A 19,164-nucleotide genomic window follows, 5' to 3' on the forward strand; every position below is an offset into this window, starting at 1 on the left:
TCGAGGGCGGCTCAGCGATCGGCGTCGGGTAGTGGTCCGGCCCTGGTGACGAGTCCAATCCACTGATCCGGCTGATCGGCGGGCTGCCACGAGACCTCCAGCGCCCGGTGGGTGAGCTCTTCCGCTCTGCGGTGGAGTGCGGCCTGTGCGGTCTCGGGCTCGCACGAGGGCGCGGGGTGGTCGAGGGCACCGTCGGCGATGCCGCCCGGGGCTTCGAAGGACACCGCGAACCGCCACCGGTCCGGCGTGCGGTAGAGGATGAGCGCCCTCGGCGTCCCGATCGTGCGCCAGTACGGCTTCCGTGCTCTTCCCATGACGGAAGTGTCGGCAATGACTGTCCGGCGGCGGTGGCCGGGGCCCGTCCGCCCCGGCGGCGGATCCTCGTGCCGTCGCGGGCGGAGAGGCCGTCGGGGGTCAGGTGGACGGCGCGCCGTCCGGGCGGGCGGCCCGGATCGGTCGGAGCGCGGCGAGCGTGTCGGGGCTGCCGGTGCGGCGCCGGTCGCCGCCCCACGGGGTGTCCTCGCCCGTCGAGCGGCAGCCGTGGACGTCGTGACGCGGTGGGCGCGGCGGTCGTTCGCCGGGCGGCCCGGCCCGCCGGTGGGTGCGGGCGAAAACCCGGCGACGTCGGCGGTGGTCCGCCGGATACTGGTCGCTCATGGATGAGGTCAAGATCGTCGTCGCCCATGCCGAGCGGGCGACGCTGCGCGTCGGCGACGTGTTCCTGAAGGTGGACGCCGATCAGGGGCGCATCGACATCGAGGTCGAGGCGATGTCCCTGGCGCCGGTTCCGACGCCGGAGGTCCTGTGGCGCAAGCCGCCCGTGCTCGCGCTCGCCGCCGTTCCGGGCAGCACGCTCGGGCGCCTCGGTGGGCCGTCGACCGGGTCGTCTGCGGCGTGGGCCGCGGCGGGCGCCGCCATCCGGGAGCTGCACGACGCGTCGCCGCCCTCCTGGCCGGGCCGGGCCGGCCGGAGCATCGCCGCGCTGGCGGCGGAACTCGACTCCGAGTGCGCGTCGCTCGTGACGAACGGCGTCCTGCCCGCCGACCTGGTCACGCGCAACCGCCGGGTCGCCGAGGCCGCGTTCCGGCCGTGGACTCCGGCCTTCACGCACGGCGACCTGCAGATCGCGCACGTCTTCGTCGACGGCGACGAGGTGACGGGCATCATCGACTGGTCCGAGGCGGGCCGGGGCGATGCCCTGTACGACCTCGCCACCTTCACGCTCGGACACGAGGAGCACCTCGACGACGTCATCGCCGGCTACGGCACCGCCGTCGACCTCGACGTGATCCGCGCGTGGGGGTCGTTGCGGAGCCTGCTGGCGGTCCGCTGGCTGGTCGAGCACGGCTTCGACCCCTTCACACCGGGCTGTGAGGTCGACGTGCTGAGATCCCGGATGTGAGGCGGCCCGGGCGCACCGGCCCGTGGGTGTTCGCCCGGGGGCGGCGCAGGGCGCGGGAAAACCGGTTGTGCCGGTGGAGCGGGATGTCCGAACCTGCCCGAATGGGACAACAGCGCGGTCGCACGGTCGGCATCCATCTCACCCACGAAGGCGAGTACCTCGGCCCGGTGGGGCCGTTCGAGGTCGACGGGGGGTGGTGGTCGGCCGCCGCGCCGGTGGTCGAGCGGGTGTCGGAGGAGCTGGGGGTGCCGGTGCTGGTGCTCCGGCTCGCCGAGGTGGCCGAGGGTGGCGGCGGCAGTGGCGGGCATGTCGTCTACCACGTCGAAGCGTTGGAGCGCCCGGCCGGACTGGTGCCGCGTCAGCAGGGCGCCGACATCGCGGCCCTGCTCGGACCGGCCGAGCGCCGGGCCGGCTGGGCCACCGCGTCCGGGCTGCGGTCCGCGCTCGACTGGGCGGAGCGGACGTTGCGCGAGGTGGGGCGCCCGGTGGCCGGTCCGGTCGAGCAGGTCCGGACGTGGAACCTGTCCGGTCTGTTCCGCTACCGGACGGCGACCGGCGTCGACGCCTGGCTGAAGGCGATCAACCCGGCGTTCAACTCCCGCGAGGGAGAGGTGATCGCGCTGCTCGGCAGCGTCGATCCCACGCTGGTGCCACCGGTGCTCGGCGCCGACCCCGCGCACGGGCGGCTGCTGCTCGACCACGTGCCCGGGGAGGACTGCTGGGGCCCGTCCGCCGAGGAGGTCGCCGACGTGGTGCCGCGGCTGGTCGCCGCCCAGGCGGCCCTCGCCGCCGACGGCCGGGCGGCCGCGTCCGGGCTGCGCGACCGCACCCCGCGCGTCCTGCTCGCGCAGGTGGACGCGCTGCTCGACCGTCTGGAGAAGGCGGCGCGGCTGAGTGCTGCGGCGCCGGGTGGTGCGGACGGTTCCGGCCCGGCCGGGGGGCCGCTGACGGTCGAGGAGCTCGCCGCCGCCCGGGCGCTCGCCGCCCGGCTGCCCGCGCTGGTCGCCGACCTGGCCGCCTGCGGACTGCCCGAGACACTGGTGCACGGGGACTTCCACCCCGGCAACTGGCGCTCCGACGGCACCCGGACGGTGGTCGTCGACTACGCGGACTCCTGTCTCGGGCACCCGGCGATGGACGGCCTGCGCCCCCGACAGTACGTGTCCGAGGAGCGGTGGACGCAGGTCGCCGAGGTGTGGTCGCGCGCCTGGCGGGAGCACGCCCCCGGGGCGGACCCGGAGCGGGCGCTGAAGCTGGTCGAGCCGCTCTACCACCTGGCCTACGCGGTGCGGTACCAGGAGTTCCTGGACCACGTCGAGACCAGTGAGCGCCCGTACCACGAGGAGGATCCGGTGAACGAGATCCGGGCCGCGCTGGCCCGAACGGGCGCGGGCCCCGAGGGCGCGGCACGGGGCTGAGCGGCGAAACCGTGCGGGCCGGCGCGGGCGGCACCCGGTGGGCGGTCGTGCCCGGTGGGCCGCTGCGCCCGGTGCGCTCGGCGGGCCCGCTGCGCTCGGCGGGCCGTCGGCGCCGCCCTCCGTGCTGCGGAGCGGCGGCGCCGACGGTCTCACTCGGACGGGGCGACCAGACGGCCGTCGAGGGCCGAGTGCAGCGCGAGTGCCTCGACCGGACAGAAGTCGACGGCCTCCAGGAGCTCCTCCGTCAGCCGTTCGCCGGCCGGCGCACCGTCGGGACCGGACTCCCGCACCGGGCGGGACAACCCGTCGGCGCCCAGCGCCAGCGAGCCGGGGGCGGTGAGCGCGCACATGCCCGAACCGATGCAGCGGCTCCGGTCGACCCGGACCACCACCGGCTCCTCCCGGGAGGTCGGCCCGGCGGCCGCCGTGCTCACCGCGTCCGCCTGGGTGGCGCCGCCCGCCGCCGGGGCGTGGCCGGCCGCGTCCGGCGTCACCAGGCGACCTGGAGCGTGTTCGGGCTGCGGGTCAGCAGCCCGCGCCGCCAGTCGATGGACTCCGCCGGCCCGGCGAGCCGGAGCGAGGGCAGCCGGCGGGCCAGGCGGTGCAGGGCCAACTCCAGTTCCATCCGGGCCAACCAGGCGCCCAGGCAGTGGTGCGGCCCGGCGCCGAAGGTGTACATCGGTGCGGCCAACGGCGAGAACAGCTCGGTCAGCAGATCTCCGGTGAAGACCTCGGGGTCGTGGTTGGCGGTCCGGGTGTCGGCGGCGACCACACTGCCCGCCGGGATGACCACACCGCCGATCTCCACGTCCTCCACGGTGTGCCGGAACAGGCCGGGGAGCACATCGCCGTCCCCGAGCGGGACGGCCCGAAGCAACTGCTCGGTGGCGGCGGCCGCGCTCTGCTCGTCGGAGGAGAGCCGGTGCCAGGCCTCGCGGCCGTCGCCGAGCAGATAGACCAGGGCGTTGCCGAGCATGGTCATGGTCGTCTCGTGCCCCGCCACCACCAGGCCGATCACCAGCGAGACCAACTGACGCTCGGTGATGCCGTCGCTCTCCCGGGCCGCTTCGAGCAGTCCGCTCACCAGGTCGTCGCCGGGCGCCGTCCGGCGTTCGGCGATCAGGCCGGCACCGAAGTCGGCGAACTCCTCCATCGCCACCCGGACCGCCTCGGCGGAGTGCGCGGTGGTGGAGAGCGCGTGGTCGCTCCAGTGGGCGAGGCGCTTGCCGTCCAGGCCGTCGAGGCCCATCAGCCGGCTGATCACGGCGACCGGCAGCGGTCGGGTGTAGCCGGAGATGATGTCGACGGGGGAGCCCTGGTCGATCAACTCGTCCAGCAGCGCCTCGACCACGGAGGCCACCCAGGGGCGCCAGCGGGCGATCGCGCGCGGGGTGAACGCCCGCTGCACCGTGCGGCGCAGCCGCTGGTGGTCGGTACCGTCGAGGTTCAGGATGCCCTGGGGGTCGTCCAGGAGGTTCGGGGCGAGCGTGAGCGGGGGCGCGTCGGGCGCGTACAGCGGGGCGCGGCCCAGGCGGGGGTCGGCGAGCACCTGTCGCACATCGGCGTGACGGCTGACCAGCCAGACCGGGGTGCCGGTGGGCAGCGCGCCGAGGCGCGGCGGACCCGGTTCGAGGCGGCGCAGGCAGTGCAGCGGCGGCAACGGGGGCAGCGCGGTCGCCGTGGTCGGGTGGGGCAGCGTGGTCGGGTGGGGCGGGCCGGGCGTGGGGGCCTCGGCGGGGCCGGTCGTGGCACGGGTGGCACTGTTCTCGGCGGACATCCGTACTCCAGACTCCAGGGCGGTGGGCCACAGGGGGTGGCCCGACGGGGGGTGGATCCGGGGAGGTGCGCGGGGAGGGGATGGGTCGGTCGGGCCGGGGCGATTCGGTCAGGTCGGCCGGGGCGGGTCGGGTCTGGGTCGGGTCCGGGGCGGGTCGGGTCCGGTCGGTGAGTTCGGGCGCGTGGGCGGACGGGGCGGGTGAGTCGGACGGGTCGTTACGACCGTACGTGGGCACCGAGCCACAGTCAGCAACGATTCCAGCCAACGCGGGGTGGTTGGGGGGCCGATGACGGGCGCTCGGCTCCGGCCGCGCGCCCCTGACGCCCGTGCGGCGGTGAGCGGGATCACCGGGGCCGTTCGCCGGGTGCGGCCCTGCCCGGACGATACGCTTCGTGGGCAAGTCGTTTGTCGCAGGTCACGCCGGTGCAGAGCCGCATCGGCCGACGGAGGTGGAATCGGATGGCCCAGCAGGTGAAGGCAGTCATCGCGCGTGCCAAGGGCGCGCCCGTGGAGGTGACGACGATCGTCGTACCCGACCCCGGGCCGGGCGAGGCGGTGGTGCGGATCCAGGCCTGCGGCGTCTGCCACACGGACCTGCACTACCGGGAGGGCGGGATCAACGACGAGTTCCCGTTCCTGCTGGGCCACGAGGCGGCGGGCATCGTGGAGTCGGTGGGCGAGGGCGTGACCGAGGTCGCCCCCGGTGACTTCGTCGTCCTCAACTGGCGCGCGGTCTGCGGCCAGTGCCGCGCCTGCCGGCGCGGGCGCCCGCAGTACTGTTTCGACACGCACAACGCCAAGCAGCGGATGACGCTGCTGGACGGCACCGAGCTGTCCCCGGCCCTGGGGATCGGCGCGTTCGCGGAGAAGACCCTGGTCGCGGCCGGCCAGTGCACCAAGGTCGACCCGGCGGCCGAGCCGGCCGTAGCGGGCCTGCTGGGGTGCGGGGTGATGGCGGGCATCGGTGCCGCGATCAACACCGGCAACGTCGGCCGGGGCGACTCCGTCGCCGTGATCGGCTGCGGCGGGGTCGGCGGCGCGGCCGTGCTCGGCTCGCGGCTGGCCGGCGCGGCGAAGATCATCGCGGTGGACATCGACGACCGCAAGCTCGCCACCGCGCGCAAGCTCGGCGCCACCCACACCGTGAACTCCCGCACCACCGACCCGGTCGAGGCCATCCGCGCGCTGACCGACGGCAACGGCGCGGACGTCGTGGTCGAGGCGGTCGGCCGCCCGGAGACGTACAAGCAGGCGTTCTACGCCCGCGATCTGGCCGGCACGGTCGTCCTGGTCGGCGTTCCGACGCCGGAGATGCAGCTGGAGCTGCCGCTGCTGGACGTGTTCGGCCGGGGCGGCGCGCTGAAGTCCTCCTGGTACGGCGACTGCCTGCCGTCGCGGGACTTCCCGATGCTGATCGACCTCCACCTCCAGGGCCGCCTGGACCTCGGCGCGTTCGTCACCGAGACCATCGGACTGGACAGCGTGGAGCAGGCGTTCGCGCGGATGCACGAGGGCGATGTGCTCCGTTCGGTGGTGATCCTGTGAGCGGCGCACGGATCGACCGGCTGGTCACCGCCGGCACCTTCGACCTCGACGGCGGCAGCTGGGAGGTGGAGAACAACGTCTGGATCGTCGGTGACGACGTCGAGGCCGTGGTGATCGACGCGGCCCACGACGCCGAGGCGATCGAGGCGGCCCTCGGCGGGCGTCGTCTGCTGGCGATCGTCTCCACCCACGCGCACAACGACCACATCGACGCGGCCCCGGACCTCGCGGCCCGCACCGGCGCTCCGATCCTGCTGCACCCGGACGACCTGCCGCTCTGGAAGCTCACCCACCCCGACCGGCTGCCGGACGGCGAACTCGCCGACGGCGGGCGGATCGAGGTGGCCGGCACCGAGCTGACCGTGCTGCACACCCCGGGCCACGCGCCCGGCGCGGTCTGCCTCTACGCTCCGGACCTCGGCACGGTCTTCACCGGCGACACCCTCTTCCAGGGCGGCCCGGGAGCCACCGGCCGGTCGTTCTCGCACTTCCCGACCATCATCGACTCGATCCGGGACCGCCTCCTGGCCCTCCCCCCGGAGACGGTGGTCCGCACCGGCCACGGCGACCCCACCACGATCGCCGCCGAGGCACCCGGGCTCCCCGAGTGGATCGCCCGCGGCCACTGACCCCCCCCGACGTCCCACGGCTCCCGCGGCCTGCCGCACCGCAGGGCAGGACGCCCGGTCGGCCCGCCGGTACGACGCCCGGCCCGGTGCTCAGAGCACCGGGCCGGGCGTCGTACGATCGCGGGCATGGCCCATGATCCGCGCGAGCTCGACGACGCCTTCCTCGCCTTCTGGCGGGAACGGCACATCTCCACCCTGACCACCCAGCGCCCGGACGGCTCGCCGCACGTGGCGCCGGTGGGCGTGACGTACCAGCCGGAGACGGCGACCGCGCGGGTGATCAGCAGCCGGACCAGCCGCAAGGTGCGCAATGTGCTGGCGGCCGGGGCCGAGGGCATGCGGGTGGCGGTCTGCCAGGTGGACGGCGCGCGCTGGTCCACGCTGGAGGGCGTGGCCGTGGTGCGGGACGAGCCGGACGCGGTGGCCGACGCCGTCCGCCGGTACACCGAGCGGTATCGCGAGCCCCGGGTGAACCCGGACCGGGTGGTCATCGAGATCACCGTGGGTCGGGTGCTCGGCCGGGCGTAGCCCGCCGCGACCGTGTCGACGCCACCCGCCGCCGCGGCCGGTGGTGGGCGCCGCTGGTGGGCGCCGGTGGTGGGGGTTCGGTGGTGGGCTTCGTGGTCCTGGTGGTACCTCCGTGACGCGGGTGTTTATCGGTCGTTGATCGCCGGCGCCTAGCGTCAGAGGCATGGACGAGGGAACGGTCGAGGAGCAGGGCGTGCGGGCTCTGCCCGAAGGGCGGATGACGGAGCAGGACGCGGAACAGTTCCGCGTGCTGCTGGCTCGCCTGGGGGAGTCGCTGACGGAGGACCGCCGGGCGGCCGCCCAGGCGTGGTCCGATGTGTGAGGCCGGGTCGGTGGCCGCTGGTGGCTGCGGGACGGTCGCGGTGCTGCCGCTCTGGCAGCGCGGACCGGTGTCGGGTTCGGTGTCCGGCCCGGTGTCGGGCCTGTTGCCGGGCCCGTCGCCCGTGACGGTGCCGCCCCCGGCCGAACCCGCCCGGGGCGCGGGGACCGGCCCGCAGGTGGGTGTCGGCCCGTAGGTGGGCACAGGCCCGTAGGTGGGCGTCGGCGTGGACGCGGGCTACTTCACGAAGCGGACCTCCGGGTAGTTCGCCGAGGGGCGGTTCAGTTCGGGGCTCGGACGGCCGAGCAGATGCCGGTCGAAGAAGGCGCCCAGATACGTCCGGGTGGCGGCGAGCGCGCGTTCGCCGCCGAGGCTGCCGTACTGGCCGTGCGCGGTCTCCGGCGGGATCTGGTCGCGCACCCCGAAGGCGTCCAGCAGCCAGGGCATGTCGCAGTAGGACAGGTGACCGCCCTCGGGGAGGTCCAGCCAGCGCTTCCAGCCCGTCAGGCGCTTCCAGGTCTCCTCCCAGTTGGCCGCCGCCCCGGGGGCGTCGTTGCTGCGCCGGGCGCTGAGCAGGAGGACCGGGCGGGCGAGGCCGTCCGTGGGCAGCGGGGTGAAGAAGTCGCCGTCCAGGTTGGCGGCGGCGCGGATCCGGCTGTCCTCCCGCATGGCCTCGACCGCGCTCGCGCCGCCGAGCGAGTGGCCGGCCGCGCCGATCCGGGACGGGTCGATCCGGAGACCGCGGACCGGTCCCGGGCCGGGGGCGGTCAGCCGGTCGATCAGGAACCGGATGTCCCGGGCCCGGCTGAGGGTGACCTCGGGCCCCAGCCGGTCGTCCGTCCGGCGGCAGATCAGGCAGGCCTCCACCCGGCCGTCGGGGAACTGCACGGCCGTCTCGTAGGTGTGGTCGAGGGCCGCCACCGCGTAGCCGCGCGCCGCGAGGTCCTCGGCCAGGCCGGTGAGCGAGGTGCGGCTGTAGCCGAAGCCGGGGGAGAGCACGACCAGCGGGTGCCGGCCCGGGGCGGGCGTCGCACCGGCCGCGGCGCCGGTGCGCACGGTCGCGAGCTCCGGGGTTCCGAACAGCGCGGTGGACAGCTCCGCGGACATGTACGGGGCCCGCGCGCCGCGTGAGGACAGGGCCGGGTACCAGAACGTCACCATCAGTTCGCGGGTGGCCGCGTCGGCGCGCCAGGGGTCGCGCCGGCCGGTGTCCACCAGCTGGGCCGAGGTGGTGCCGACCGGCCGGCGGGAGGTGGGCGCGGGGACCTGTGGTGCGTCGGGGGGTGCGGCGGCGGGCAGCGCGGCCCGGCCGGTGGCGGGGACGGGCGCCGCCGTCGCGGCCTGCGGTCCGACCAGACCGAGCAGCAGGGCGACGGGCAACAGGAGGGCGAGGGCGAGGGGGAGCGGTGGCGCGGCAGCGCGGCGCCAGGGAAGCTTCGACATGACGCCACGTTAGATCGTGTGCGGTCGGCGGGTCGTCGTGCGTACGGCGGAACCGCCGTACGCCGCAGGTCGGAGCCGCCACGCCCGGCGGCCCGGCCTCGGGGACGACCCCGCCTCCCCCTCAGGTCGTCACCTCGGGTTGACTCAGGTGCCCCGTGCCGAGCGGGAGTTGCCCCGGCCCGTACGGGGCGCCGCGGAGTTCAGCAGCTGCCGCAGTCGCAGCCGCCGTCGCAGCCGCAGCTGTCGCAGCACCCGCCGTCCCCGCAGCAGTCCCCGCAGCCGTCGCAGCAGTTGCCGCAGTCGCAGCAGTCACCGCAGTCGCCGTCGTGCCGCTCGCACCACCCCTCCTTGCGCTCGCGCGAGAACGGATCGTCGTGCGAGCAGCACATCAGCTGGCAGGTGCAGGCCATCAGCGCCCAGACCGCGCAGCCGGCTAGCAGGTTGCGGCGCTGCGGGGGCTTGCCGCCGGGCGGGGTGAACCCGGGGCCCTGCGGCACCCAGGGCGGGACCGGCGCGTTCGGACCGGCCGGCGGTGCCTGGTCCGGGTCCTGGCGGGGCGGGTCCTGGCGGGGCGGTGCCTGCCGCGGGTCGGCGCCGAGCGGAAGCCGTCCGCCGTTCCGGTCCTCGACGGCCTTCTGCTCGGCGGCCTTGTGCCCGGTGCCCCCGTACTCACCGCCCCCGGACTCACCGCCCCCGTACTCACCGGCCCCGTGCTCGCCGGCCCCGTGCCCGCTGTCCCCGTGCCCGTGTGGGGCGGAGCCGTCGGCGGGCGTCGTCCGGGTGCGGCAGGAGGCGGTGTGCGCGGCCGGGCCGAAGACGCGCTCCACGGCCCGTTCGGTCTCGTGCCCCAGCAGGGCGTGCACCAGGGCGCGGTCGGTCAGCTCCACCTCGCGCAGCGCGAGCCGGATGCCGTGGACGGCGTCCCAGCAGAGGCGTTCCGCCTCGGCCCGGTCGGTGCCGGTGGCCGTGAGCGGGTTCCAGGCACCGTTCGCGGCGTCCTCGGCCTGGTCCTCGGCGGCGTCCAGGAGGTGGGCGAGGCGGCCGAACAGGCGGCCCGCCTCCGCCAGCGGTTCGGTGTTGCCGGGCCGGCCGGCCAGGGCGGCGGTGTGCGCGAACGCCGCCGCCGTGGCGCTCTCGGTGGGCTCCGTGACCAGCAGGACGGACCCGCCCGGCGGCAGCCCGCGCTCCAACTCGGCCTGGCGGGCGGCCGCGTCGAGCAGGACGGTGGTGTCGAAGCCGACCGCCGAGGCGCCGCCCGCGCTCTTGCGGTCCCAGCGCCTGGTCATCGCGCGGGCCCCGGCGGCGACCGGTCGGCGGGCGAACACGCCGTCCCGGTCCTCGACGTGGTCGCGGATCTTCACCGAGGCGAGCGCCAGCGAGACGGCGGCCGCCAGCCGGGCCCCTTCGCCCTTGGCTACCGGGGCGGTGCGCATCCCGCGCAGCGGGCAGGGCCCGGCGGTGCGGCGCCAGGAGGTGTCGTCCTTCGCGCTCTGCGCCTCGACCAGGACCGAGATGATCAGACCGTCGTAGTTGGTGGCCGTCCGGGCGAGTTGGCCGTGGTCGTCCCGGAGTGCCAGGCAGAGCCCGCACAGATGGGCCGTCCACGAGGCCCGCAACCGTTCGGACAGCCGGTGCCGACACGGCCTGATGATGCCGAACATGATCCCCCCTGTCCTGCGGGCCAGTCGGCCCGCAGTCGCGGACATCATATGATCGGCGGTTCACCGTTCCGGAAGGGGCGCGCCCGGGGGAGGAGCTTGGCGGTGGAGCGGCCGGTGGCCGCAAGAACTGCGCACGAACCGGGAGTTCGAGGGTCGCAGACCCCGGGGCCCGGTGGTGGCCCCGGAGTCGACGGCTAGCGGGGGCGAACGCCTCAGGAGACCGGGGGCGAAGGCCTCAGGAGCTCCGGCGGGTCAGCCGGTGAGGACACCGGAGAGCTCGGTCACCGCCGTGGTGTTCCTCGCCGGGGGAGCCGTCACCTTCACCGCCTTGCCCAGCTCGCTGAAGGCCACCGTGGTGACGGAGTGGATCGGGCTCATGTCCAGGGTCAGTTGGACCTTCACCACCCGGCCCTGCGGATCGACCCACACCCCGGCGGGGATCGGCAGGTCGGAGCCGCTCAGGCTCCGGTACGTCTCCAGCTTGCTCCGAATCTCCGGTGCCAGGCGCAGCGTGACGGCGTCGGTGGTCAGCATCCCGTCGTAGCGCGTGGCGCGGACCCCGCTCACCTCCTCCTCGCCGCTCCGGGTGACCCGACCCAGGGTGGAGATCTGCTGCAGGACGTGCTCCGGGTCGTTGACCGGCGACCGGAGCAGGGCGTGGGCGATGGTCCGGTCCCGGTCGATCGCCGCCCAGGTCCCCGACGGCACACCCGCCGAGCCGCGCACGTACACCTGGCCGTCGGCGAAGATCTCGTCGAGGTGGCTGATCGCGCCGCCGGGGAGGTCGACGCCGAGCTGACCCCGGTCCGCCGCCAGGTCGAAGTCACCGGAGACCGCCAGGTCGTACGTGGTGTCCCCGTTGGTGAGCCGCACGCTCTGGTCGACCCGGGCGCTGGTGCGGCCCGTGGCGGCCGCGGCCTCGCGCACGACGGTGGCGGGCTCGACGGTCGGCGTCGCCGAGGGGGTGGGCGTCGGCGGTGCGGCGGGCGTCGGCGACGCGGTGGACGGGGTGCCCGACGCGGAGGCCGTGGCCGACGGCGCCGGGGCGCTCGCGCCGGTGGTGGAGCCGGCCGCCGCCGGGCCGCTCGCGGACGATCCGGTCGTGGCCCCGGTGGTGGCGGACGAGCACCCGGCGGCGCACGCCAGTGCGAGCACGGTACCGACGAGACCTGTGGAACGACGCACTTCTACCCCTGACACGGTGACGCGATGATGCCGGCCGGGCCCACCGCGCGCCGCGGCGTCCCCCCCGTTGCGGTGCGCGCGTTCGCCCACACCCGACGCACCGACCCTATCCGGCCAGGTCGGGGCCGTGCCGTCAGGGCCGGTCGCTCCGTGGACCGCGGAGACCCTGTAGCTGATCCCATATCCGGGATAGCATCGCGAATATGGGAATCGATACGGCCGCCGACGAGCGGCTGGCCAACCGCCTGGCCGAGCTCCGGGTGGAACGCGGATGGACGCTGGAGGAGTTGGCGCGACGGGCGGAGGTGAGCCGGTCCACGCTGTCCCGGGTCGAGCGCGCGGAGGTCAGTCCGACCGCCGCCCTGCTCGGCCGGCTCTGCGCCGTCTACGGGCGCACGATGTCGCGACTGCTCGCCGAGGTCGAGTCGGCCCCGGACCGGCTGGTCCGGGCCGGTGAGCAGCGGATCTGGCGTGACGAGGCGACCGGGTTCGTCCGGCGCTCGGTGTCTCCGCCGGACGGCTCGCTGCGGGCCGAGATCATCGAGGGGCTGCTGCCGGCGGGCGCCGACATCGCCTACGACCGGCCGTCCGTCCCCGGCCTGGAGCATCATCTCTGGCTGCTGGAGGGCCGGTTGGAGCTGACCGTCGACGGCGAGCCGCAGCAGCTCGCGGCCGGTGACTGTCTGCGGTTCGTCGCGGACAGCACCCGCTTCCGCAGCCCCGGCCCGGAAGCCGCCCGGTACGCGCTGGTGGTGGTCGAGCCGTGAAGTCGCCGGTGGGCACGGCGGTGCCCCGGGAGCGCTTCGACGCCGTCGGGCGCCGCGTCCTGCTGGTCTGCGTGGCGGGCGGGTTCACCACCCTGCTCGACCAGTCCGTCCTCAACACCTCGATACCGGCCCTGCGGGAGGGCCTGCACGCCCAGCCCGCCCATCTCCAGTGGATCGTGGCCGGCTATTCGCTGGCCTTCGGCCTGGCCCTGGTGCCGGGCGGGCGACTCGGGGACGTCCGGGGCCGCAAGTGGTTCTTCGTCACCGGCCTGGCCGTGTTCACCGCCGTCAGCGTGCTCTCCGCGACCGCCACCGAGCCCTGGGTGCTGGTGGCCGCCCGGCTGCTCCAGGGCGTCGGGGCCGGACTGGTCAACTCCCAGATGATCGGCACCATCCAGGACGTGTTCCACGGCCAGCTGCGGGCCCGGGCGCTCGGGATGTACGCCGTCACGGGCGGCCTGGCCTTCGCGCTCGGCCCGCCGATCGGTGGCGCGGTCCTGGCCGCCGCCGGACCGGAGCTCGGCTGGCGGCTGACCTTCCTGCTCAATGTGCCGTTCGGGCTGGCGACCGTCGTCCTGGCGGCCCGCTGGCTGCCGCGCCCGCGCCCCAGCGCCCGTGACGCCAACCTCGACCTGGTCGGCCTGCTGCTGGTCGCCGCGCTGACCCTGGTGCTGATGCTCCCCTTCGTGCAGCCGCCCGCCCTGACCGGCTGGCTGGCCTTCGCGTCCGGCGCGGCCCTGCTGCTCGGCCTGCTGGTGTGGTGGCAGCGCCGCCGCGCCCGCACCGGCGGGCACCCGTTGATCCACCCGGCGCTCACCCGGTCCGCGCCGTACGCGCTCGGTACGGCGGTGGCGATGGCCCAGTTCGGGTCGGCGGTGGCGGCCGGGCTGGTGCTCGCGATGTTCCTGCAGGACGGGCTCGGCCTCTCCCCACTGGGTGCAGCGCTGGTCGCGCTGCCCTCGGCGGTCTCCATGGGGGTCGCCTCGGCGCTCGCCTGGCGGGTGGTGCAGCGCTTCGGCCGGCGGACCGTCACCGCGGGCCTGACGGTCGCGTCGCTGGTGATGCTGACCGGCGGCCTGCTCGTGCGCTGGGGGCCCGTCGGCGCGCTGCCCTGGCTGCTGGCGGCGCTGCAACTGCTCGGCGGCGCCGCCGCCGGGGTGATGACCGCGACCAACCAGGGGTACGTGCTGCGCCACGCGCCCGCCGAGGCGGCGGGGGTGAGCGGGGCGATCCTGCAGATGGCGCAGCGGATCGCGGCGGCGGTCTGCGTCTCGGCGCTCTCCGGCGTCTACCTGCGCGCCACCGGGGGCGGTGGCGGCCACCGGGCCGCGTACGCGTACGCCAGTGCCGTCTGCGCGGCGGTCGCCGGCCTGGCGGTGCTGGCCTCGGTGCTCGCGAGCCGGGCGGCGGCGCGGGAGGACGACCGGCCGGGTCGGTCCGGCGAGGCCGCCGGCTCGGGAGGGAGGGCGGAGGTCCCGGGACCGGGCGGTCGGGCGGGGGCCACCGGCTCGGCGTCGACCGGCGAGGCCGCCGGGCCGGGTGAGGGCGGTCGGTCCGGCCAGGGCGGTGAGGTGCGGGCGCGGCGGTAGCGCCGAGCGCGCACGGCGCCGGCGCGGCCGGATCGAGCGGTGGGCGAACGGCGGGCCGGCAGCCGGTGATCACGGCATACGGTGACCGTCATGACTGTTCATCGGACTGTCGAGCTGCCGGAGGTCACCCTCGCCTACCGTGAGTCCGGCCCGCCGGGCGGCCCGCCGCTGCTCCTGCTGCACGCGCTCGGCGAGCGGGCCACCGACTGGGACGGCGTCCTGCCGGACCTCGCCCCGCACCACCGCGTCCTCGCGCTCGACCTGCGCGGCCACGGGGACAGCGGGTGGCCCGGCCGGTACGGCGTCGGACCGATGCGCGACGACGTCCTCGGCCTGCTGGACGCGCTCGGGTTGGAGCGGGTCGATGTGGTCGGTCACTCGATGGGCGGGGTGGTGGCGTACCTGCTGGCCCAGGAGCACCCCGAACGGGTGGGCCGACTGGTGCTGGAGGACGTCCCCGCGCCCCACCCGCGCCCGGCGAGCCCGGTGGCCGACGGGCCCGCCGAACCGGTCGCCTTCGACTGGGCGGTGGTGAAGGCGGTCAAGGAGCAGATCGACACCCCCGACCCGCGCTGGCTGGAGCGGATGGCGGCGATCGTCGCGCCCACCCTGGTGGTGGCCGGCGGCCGGGCGAGCCATGTGCCGCAGGACCGGCTCGCCGAGCTGGCCGAGCGGATCCCCGACTGCCGGGTGGTCACCGTGGAGGCCGGCCACCTGGTGCACCACGCCCGGCCGGCGGAGTTCGTCGCGGTGGTCGCGCCGTTCCTGGACCCCGCCGACCGTCTCGGCTGACCCGCTCGCCGGCCGCCCGGCGACAGCCCACCGGCCCGGCGAGCCGAGGCAGCCCACCGCCCCGACGAGACGCACCGCCCCGGCGACGTGACGACGAGCCGGGGTCAGACGCCGTGCTCGGCCGGGAGCCGGCCGGCCCGGACGGCCGCGACCAGGTCGGCGTGGTCCGCCTCGGTCCGGTCCGCGTACGCCACCGCGAAGGCGGCGACCGCCTCGTCCAGGGCCTCGTTCTTGCCGCAGTAGCCGCTGATCACGCCCGGGTCGGCGGTGTGCGCGTGGGCCCGGGCGAGCAGGGCGCCGGTGATCCGGGCGTAGTCGTCCAACTGGTCGGGCAGCAGTGCGGCCGGGTCCACGCTGCCCTTGCGGTTGCGGAACTGCCGCACCTGGTAGGGCAGTCCGTCCACCGTGGTCCAGCCGAGCAGGGTGTCGCTGACCACCTGCATGCGCTTCTGGCCGAGGACCACGCGGCGGCCCTCGTGGCCGTCCGGCACGGTCACCGGGTAGCCGGCGCGGGCCAGGTGCGGCAGCAGTACCGACGGGCGCGCCTCCTTCACCTGGAGCACCAGCGGCTGCTCACGGTGGTCGGTCAGCAGGACGACGTACGAGCGGGTGCCGACGCTGCCGGTGCCCACCACGCGGAACGCCACGTCCTGGACCTGGTAGCGGGCGAGCAGCGGGTGCAGCTCCGCGGGCACGGTGGTGACGTACTCGCCGAGCGCGGCGGCCACCGCGGCGGCCGTCACGTCCGGGACCTCGCTGAGCACCGGGGGCGCCGCCGTGAACCGCAGTCCGCCGTCCTTCGCGCGGACGGTGGACTTGGCGGCGAACCGGGCGCTGGTGTTGCCCAGCGCCTTGGCACCGACCTTCTGCAGGGCCTCGGCCAGGTCGTGCGCCTGGGCGAACGAGACCAGCTGGTCGTCGGCGACGGCGTTCCAGGCGTCCAGGACGGGCAGCTTGGCCAGCGTGCGCATGGTGCGGCGGTAGGAACCGGCGGCGTCGAACGCGGCACGCCGCGCGGTCGTCTCGTCGGCGCCGACCTCGCGGCCCGCCAGCACCAGGCTCGCGGCGAGCCGCTTGAGGTCCCACTCCCACGGGCCGGGCACGGTCTCGTCGAAGTCGTTTATGTCCATCACGAGTTGGCCGCGGGCGTCGCCGTACAGGCCGAAGTTGGCGGCGTGCGCGTCACCGCAGAGCTGGGCGGTGATCCCGGTGGTGGGTGTGCCGGTGAGGTCGGCGGCCATCAGACCGGCCGAGCCGCGCAGGAAGGCGAACGGGGTGGCCGCCATCCGGCCCAGCCGGATCGGGACCAGCTCGGTGAGACGGCCGGCGTTGGACGCCTCGATCGCCTCGACGGCGGTCGGGCGGTCGTCGGGGGTGCCGAACTCGGCGTGCCGCTCACGCGGGATGCGCTCGCGCAGAGCCTTGCCGCGCTCGCGGGCGTGACCGTCGTGGCGCGGCGCGAACCCGTCGACGGCGAACCGCCGCCCCGCTCCGGCCGCGTCCGCCCGCGCCCCGGACTCTTCCACCGCTTCGGTGAGCTGCGTCATCGTGCCCCGCCCCGTCCTCTGTCGTTCCCGCCCGCGACCTGCGCGGACCCGGCCCGTCCGCGGGCCGGGCAGCAGGTTACCGGTCCGCTCACGCGGCCCGTCGGGAGGGAGGGACGCCCGACGGCGGGTGGCGGTTGCGGGCGGGGGCCGGCGGATCCGGACGCGGTCCGGCGGGCGCACCTCGCCGTCCGTCACCGCGACGGCGCCGCGTCGGGCGTGCGCCGCCCACGGACCGCGGCAATGGCCGGCCCGGTCGGGGGCGGTCGGGCCGCGGACGGCTCGTCCTGTCCCGCCCGTCCCCTCCCTTCACCCCGTTCACCCCGTTCCCCCCGTTCCCCCCGTCCCGGAGCGGCGGACCACGATCCGGAAGCCGAGGTCCCAGTAGGCGTTGCACGGTGGGTCGTCGAGCCGGAAGCTCACATGGGTGGCCATCGGCTCGCGGCTGTACCAGGAACCGCCCCGCACCACGCGCTTCTCCAGACCGCCCGGGGCGTCGCGTTCGCCGGGGTCGCTCCACAGCAGTGAGCGGCTGGTGACCCACTCCCAGACGTTGCCGCCGAGGTCCTCGGGGCCCGGCGGGGTGGCACCGTCGCCGGTCGGCGCGAAGAAGCCGACCGGTATCGCGCCGAAGTTGACGATTCGGCTGTCACCGGGATCGGTGAAGTCCCGGACCAGACATCGATCGGGGTCGAACCGCCCGCCCCACGGGTAGTCGAGCCGAGGGCCGGCCCAGGAACGGCCCGCGGCCCACTCCCACTCGATCTCGGTGGGGATCGCGACGGTGTCGCGCTCGCCGATCCGCCCCTGGTCGCGCAGCCGGTGCTGCAGCCAGGCGCAGTAGGCCTGTGCCTCCCACAGGTTGACGCCGACCACCGGTGCGGTGGGCAGGTTGAAGCGGGCGTCGCGCCAGTACAGCGGCAGACCGCGGGCCATGGTCCGGCGGGCGATCCGGGCCGAGGCGTGCTGGGCGTAGGTGGCGAACTCGGGCTCGCCGAACTCCTTCACGAAGTTGAGGTCCTTCTGCTGCTCCCAGAGCTCCACCAGCTCCCCGAGGAAGCCCTCGTCACCGGCCCGCCAGCGAGCGGCCTCGTCGCTCTGCCACCAGGCGGGCCGCTCGTAGCCGCCGTCCGCCACGAAGGCCTGGTACTCCAGGTTGGTGACCGGGTACCGGCCGATCTCGAACTCTCGCACCCGGACCTGCCGGGGCGGGTTCGACGGCACCCGCTTGGGGTCGTGCATGGCCAGCGGGCGGTCGGTGCCGACCCGGCCCCGGCCGCCCGGTACCACCACCAGTTGCCCGAGCGTTCCGAACGGATCGTCTCGTTCGGCGAACCGGGGGTCACCCAGCCGGCTGGCCGCGCAGAGCGCCCGCATCCGGGTGGCCCGGCCCAGTCGGCGGTCCGCGGCGAGCCGGGCCGCCACCTCGACCGCGAACGGCCACAGGCCGGTGAACTCGGCGTCCTCCGCTTCCGACGGCGGAGAGCCTGCCAGCGCGGACTCCAGCCCGTAGCGCCGGACCGCGGCGGTGCCCAGCTCCGCCAGCATCTCCGCCGCCAGACAGGCGCCCACCGCGCTGCGCTCCAGGTCCGCGCCCGTGCCCGTGCCCGTGCCCGTGCCCGCCGCGCTCGCGCCGCGCAGCAGCCGGCGTACCAGGATCAGCAGGTCGGCGAGCCCTTCCCGGGACATCTGGGCGATGCCGGCGGTGAACAGGAAGACGTGCCGCCAGGCCGGATCGAGAGCCAGGTCGAGCCGGTCGCGCGGGCTGACGTAGCCGGCCAGGTGGCGAGCCGCCAGGTACTCCTGGAAGCTCAGGTGGGCGAACTCGTACCAGCCCGCCTCCCGCTCCTGGAGCAGGCCGGCGGCGGTCCTGCCGGCCAGTCGGTCCAGATGGGCCGCGATCGCCGCGGCCTCCTCCTCGGCGTCCGCGCCGTCCACTGGTCGTCCGAACCCGTTCGGGCATCCCCGAGTATGCCGGGCGCCGGTTCGGGGTGCCACCACATCGGCCTTCCGCGCCGAAGCCGTCCGTCGTCTCGGTCGTGGTCGGGTTCGGTTGTCCGGTCGACGGCCGGAAGGGGCACCGGTGGACAGGGGCCCCTGAGCTGGCCGGCGTGAACGGGCTTCGGGGGAGTGGCGGTGTGCGGGTGGGCGCCGCGGTGGCGGCGGTGCTGACGGTGGGGGCCGGGCTCGGTGTGCGGGCGGTGGCGGGTGGTGAGGTCGCCAAGTACGCGGGCGACGCGGCCTACACGGTGCTGCTGTACGCCCTGGTGCTGCTCGTCGCGCCGAGGCTGCGCCCGTCGGTCGCGGCGGTGGTCACGGCCGGGCTGAGCTGGGCGGTCGAGCTGTTCCAGCTCACCGGCGTGCCCGAGGGCCTCGGCCGGCGCAGTGCCGTGGCGCGGTTGGTGCTCGGCTCCACCTTCGACGTGCCCGATCTCGGCTGGTACCTCGTCGGCGCCGGGGCGGCCGCCCTGCTGCACGGGGCGGTGCTGCGGCTGACGCGGTCCGGTCGGGCGCGGTCCGTCGTCGGATCGACGGGGAGCGCGCCCGGCCGGGCGTGACGGTACG

At 75.5% G+C, this 19,164-nt stretch carries 19 protein-coding genes; 10 read left to right on the top strand and 9 right to left on the bottom strand.

What is annotated here, in order from left to right; translation table 11 throughout:
• Positions 1-11: 11 nt before the first annotated feature.
• Positions 12-314: a hypothetical protein gene (locus ACFXHB_RS14495; protein ID WP_380574445.1), complete on the bottom strand. Its 303-nt coding sequence runs from the start codon at positions 312-314 to the stop codon at positions 12-14.
• A gap of 100 nt (positions 315-414) precedes the next feature.
• Positions 415-657 (bottom strand): hypothetical protein, encoded by a 243-nt coding sequence (locus ACFXHB_RS14500; RefSeq protein WP_380574446.1) that lies wholly within the window; start codon positions 655-657, stop codon positions 415-417.
• Between ACFXHB_RS14500 and ACFXHB_RS14505 the strand changes: the two genes are divergently transcribed.
• Together ACFXHB_RS14505 and ACFXHB_RS14510 are read left to right on the top strand one after the other, a co-directional pair.
• Positions 656-1,402, top strand: coding sequence for a phosphotransferase family protein (locus tag ACFXHB_RS14505; protein WP_380574448.1), 747 nt, complete (start codon positions 656-658; stop codon positions 1,400-1,402). The two genes, ACFXHB_RS14500 and ACFXHB_RS14505, sit on opposite strands and share 2 nt — an antisense overlap.
• A 101-nt stretch (positions 1,403-1,503) precedes the next feature.
• Entirely contained in the window at positions 1,504-2,820 is a 1,317-nt protein-coding gene (locus ACFXHB_RS14510; protein ID WP_380574449.1) for a phosphotransferase family protein, read from the top strand.
• Between the two features lie 149 nt (positions 2,821-2,969).
• Here the strand turns inward: ACFXHB_RS14510 and ACFXHB_RS14515 are convergent, their stop codons facing one another.
• Both ACFXHB_RS14515 and ACFXHB_RS14520 read right to left on the bottom strand, forming a co-directional pair.
• Complete coding sequence (locus ACFXHB_RS14515) at positions 2,970-3,314, bottom strand: ferredoxin (RefSeq protein WP_380574450.1); 345 nt, start codon at positions 3,312-3,314, stop codon at positions 2,970-2,972.
• Positions 3,311-4,597: a cytochrome P450 gene (locus ACFXHB_RS14520; RefSeq protein ID WP_380574451.1), complete on the bottom strand. Its 1,287-nt coding sequence runs from the start codon at positions 4,595-4,597 to the stop codon at positions 3,311-3,313. The genes ACFXHB_RS14515 and ACFXHB_RS14520 overlap by 4 nt, the downstream gene beginning before the upstream one ends.
• A 459-nt stretch (positions 4,598-5,056) precedes the next feature.
• Here ACFXHB_RS14520 and ACFXHB_RS14525 point away from each other — a divergent pair, with 459 nt between their 5' ends.
• The 4 genes from ACFXHB_RS14525 (at position 5,057) to ACFXHB_RS14540 (ending at position 7,621) form a co-directional block, all read left to right on the top strand.
• Entirely contained in the window at positions 5,057-6,142 is a 1,086-nt protein-coding gene (locus tag ACFXHB_RS14525) for an S-(hydroxymethyl)mycothiol dehydrogenase (RefSeq protein WP_380574452.1), read from the top strand.
• Positions 6,139-6,771 (top strand): MBL fold metallo-hydrolase, encoded by a 633-nt coding sequence (locus ACFXHB_RS14530; protein WP_380574453.1) that lies wholly within the window; start codon positions 6,139-6,141, stop codon positions 6,769-6,771. The genes ACFXHB_RS14525 and ACFXHB_RS14530 overlap by 4 nt, the downstream gene beginning before the upstream one ends.
• A gap of 126 nt (positions 6,772-6,897) precedes the next feature.
• Entirely contained in the window at positions 6,898-7,299 is a 402-nt protein-coding gene (locus ACFXHB_RS14535) for a pyridoxamine 5'-phosphate oxidase family protein (RefSeq protein WP_380574454.1), read from the top strand.
• Between the two features lie 163 nt (positions 7,300-7,462).
• On the top strand, positions 7,463-7,621 hold the full coding sequence (locus ACFXHB_RS14540) for a hypothetical protein (RefSeq protein ID WP_380574455.1): 159 nt from the start codon (positions 7,463-7,465) through the stop codon (positions 7,619-7,621).
• 234 nt (positions 7,622-7,855) lie between these two features.
• On the opposite strand, the gene ACFXHB_RS14545 is transcribed toward ACFXHB_RS14540, so the two are convergent.
• From ACFXHB_RS14545 to ACFXHB_RS14555, 3 genes are all read right to left on the bottom strand, one after another.
• Complete coding sequence (locus ACFXHB_RS14545; RefSeq protein ID WP_380574456.1) at positions 7,856-9,061, bottom strand: alpha/beta hydrolase family protein; 1,206 nt, start codon at positions 9,059-9,061, stop codon at positions 7,856-7,858.
• A 200-nt stretch (positions 9,062-9,261) separates the two neighbouring features.
• Complete coding sequence (locus ACFXHB_RS14550; RefSeq protein WP_380574458.1) at positions 9,262-10,722, bottom strand: DUF5685 family protein; 1,461 nt, start codon at positions 10,720-10,722, stop codon at positions 9,262-9,264.
• A 252-nt stretch (positions 10,723-10,974) separates the two neighbouring features.
• Entirely contained in the window at positions 10,975-11,877 is a 903-nt protein-coding gene (locus ACFXHB_RS14555) for an LppX_LprAFG lipoprotein (protein WP_380574459.1), read from the bottom strand.
• A gap of 233 nt (positions 11,878-12,110) precedes the next feature.
• Between ACFXHB_RS14555 and ACFXHB_RS14560 the strand changes: the two genes are divergently transcribed.
• The 3 genes from ACFXHB_RS14560 (at position 12,111) to ACFXHB_RS14570 (ending at position 15,055) form a co-directional block, all read left to right on the top strand.
• Complete coding sequence (locus ACFXHB_RS14560) at positions 12,111-12,674, top strand: helix-turn-helix domain-containing protein (protein WP_380574460.1); 564 nt, start codon at positions 12,111-12,113, stop codon at positions 12,672-12,674.
• Positions 12,671-14,263: an MFS transporter gene (locus ACFXHB_RS14565; RefSeq protein WP_380574461.1), complete on the top strand. Its 1,593-nt coding sequence runs from the start codon at positions 12,671-12,673 to the stop codon at positions 14,261-14,263. Before ACFXHB_RS14560 ends, ACFXHB_RS14565 begins: the two co-directional genes overlap by 4 nt.
• A gap of 90 nt (positions 14,264-14,353) precedes the next feature.
• Positions 14,354-15,055, top strand: coding sequence for an alpha/beta fold hydrolase (locus ACFXHB_RS14570; protein WP_380574462.1), 702 nt, complete (start codon positions 14,354-14,356; stop codon positions 15,053-15,055).
• Between the two features lie 104 nt (positions 15,056-15,159).
• Here the strand turns inward: ACFXHB_RS14570 and ACFXHB_RS14575 are convergent, their stop codons facing one another.
• On the bottom strand, positions 15,160-16,602 hold the full coding sequence (locus ACFXHB_RS14575) for a DUF2252 domain-containing protein (protein ID WP_380574463.1): 1,443 nt from the start codon (positions 16,600-16,602) through the stop codon (positions 15,160-15,162).
• 315 nt (positions 16,603-16,917) lie between these two features.
• Positions 16,918-18,537 carry a formylglycine-generating enzyme family protein gene (locus tag ACFXHB_RS14580; RefSeq protein ID WP_380574465.1) on the bottom strand — a complete coding sequence of 540 codons (1,620 nt, stop codon included), beginning with the start codon at positions 18,535-18,537 and terminating at the stop codon, positions 16,918-16,920.
• 200 nt (positions 18,538-18,737) lie between these two features.
• Here ACFXHB_RS14580 and ACFXHB_RS14585 point away from each other — a divergent pair, with 200 nt between their 5' ends.
• A complete protein-coding gene (locus ACFXHB_RS14585) occupies positions 18,738-19,157 on the top strand; it encodes a DUF2809 domain-containing protein (protein ID WP_380574466.1) in 420 nt (139 codons plus the stop codon).
• Positions 19,158-19,164: the final 7 nt, after the last annotated feature.

The organism is Kitasatospora sp. NPDC059327 (assembly GCF_042752535.1).
In the GTDB taxonomy this organism is placed as follows: Bacteria; Actinomycetota; Actinomycetes; order Streptomycetales; family Streptomycetaceae; genus Kitasatospora.

Coding starts and splice junctions, on each gene's coding strand:
- ACFXHB_RS14525 (WP_380574452.1), top strand. CDS start 5,057: ATGGCCCAGCAGGTGAAGGCAGTCATCGCGCGTGCCAAGGGCGCGCCC.
- ACFXHB_RS14495 (WP_380574445.1), bottom strand. CDS start 314: ATGGGAAGAGCACGGAAGCCGTACTGGCGCACGATCGGGACGCCGAGG.
- ACFXHB_RS14500 (WP_380574446.1), bottom strand. CDS start 657: ATGAGCGACCAGTATCCGGCGGACCACCGCCGACGTCGCCGGGTTTTC.
- ACFXHB_RS14510 (WP_380574449.1), top strand. CDS start 1,504: ATGGGACAACAGCGCGGTCGCACGGTCGGCATCCATCTCACCCACGAA.
- ACFXHB_RS14535 (WP_380574454.1), top strand. CDS start 6,898: ATGGCCCATGATCCGCGCGAGCTCGACGACGCCTTCCTCGCCTTCTGG.
- ACFXHB_RS14560 (WP_380574460.1), top strand. CDS start 12,111: ATGGGAATCGATACGGCCGCCGACGAGCGGCTGGCCAACCGCCTGGCC.
- ACFXHB_RS14505 (WP_380574448.1), top strand. CDS start 656: ATGGATGAGGTCAAGATCGTCGTCGCCCATGCCGAGCGGGCGACGCTG.
- ACFXHB_RS14550 (WP_380574458.1), bottom strand. CDS start 10,722: ATGTTCGGCATCATCAGGCCGTGTCGGCACCGGCTGTCCGAACGGTTG.
- ACFXHB_RS14575 (WP_380574463.1), bottom strand. CDS start 16,602: ATGACGCAGCTCACCGAAGCGGTGGAAGAGTCCGGGGCGCGGGCGGAC.
- ACFXHB_RS14545 (WP_380574456.1), bottom strand. CDS start 9,061: ATGTCGAAGCTTCCCTGGCGCCGCGCTGCCGCGCCACCGCTCCCCCTC.
- ACFXHB_RS14540 (WP_380574455.1), top strand. CDS start 7,463: ATGGACGAGGGAACGGTCGAGGAGCAGGGCGTGCGGGCTCTGCCCGAA.
- ACFXHB_RS14520 (WP_380574451.1), bottom strand. CDS start 4,597: ATGTCCGCCGAGAACAGTGCCACCCGTGCCACGACCGGCCCCGCCGAG.
- ACFXHB_RS14570 (WP_380574462.1), top strand. CDS start 14,354: ATGACTGTTCATCGGACTGTCGAGCTGCCGGAGGTCACCCTCGCCTAC.